This is a genomic window from Vibrio sp. 1288, from assembly GCF_033344475.1.
The window spans coordinates 1-581 of the sequence record NZ_JAWPOX010000860.1; the positions used below are offsets into that span (position 1 = coordinate 1).

The window sequence follows — 581 nt, forward strand, 5'->3', positions numbered from 1 at the left end:
CGCTGTCTGCACCGGCTTTTGCTACCAGTGGAGCGATCTCTTTACGCTTACTTTCTCTTGATTGACCAACGGCTTCTGTTGGCATGAGGCGAACGTCAGAAACCACTGGTGCAGGGCGGTCATGCCACAATTCATCAATTGGGTTGCTGGAGAGAATGTTCAGCTCAAGTTTTCCAACCAGTTTTGCTTGTGCCATATCTAGCCAAGCCGAGCTGTGCATGCGGGGGTCGATAGCCACGGACGCATTTGCGGTTAGATTGTCTTGAATCCAATCCAATGCTGGTTCTTCAATTAGGTGGCGATATTCAAACAACTCGTTAGGAACTTGTTTGGTCACTTGAACGGTGTAGCGGCCATCAACAAAAATCGCGGCTTTGTCTTGTGTGATCACGGCTGCGCCTGCAGAGCCTGTGAATCCGGTTAGCCAATGGAGGCGTTCATTGTGCGCAGGGACATATTCACCCAGGTATTCATCTTCGTGAGGGATCAGTAGGGCATCAATGTTGTGTTGAGTAAGCCATTCGCGAATCGCGTTCACGCGGCTTAGGGTATCGTTGTGCATCTGTTTTATTCCTTCAAAT

At 49.6% G+C, this 581-nt stretch carries 1 protein-coding gene; it reads right to left on the reverse strand.

Features of this window, described 5'->3' with window-relative positions; all coding sequences use genetic code 11:
• A partial coding sequence (locus R8O11_RS29770) for an aminopeptidase P family N-terminal domain-containing protein (RefSeq protein ID WP_318195199.1) occupies nt 1-562 on the reverse strand: 562 nt, incomplete at its 3' end.
• Nucleotides 563-581 lie beyond the last annotated feature (19 nt).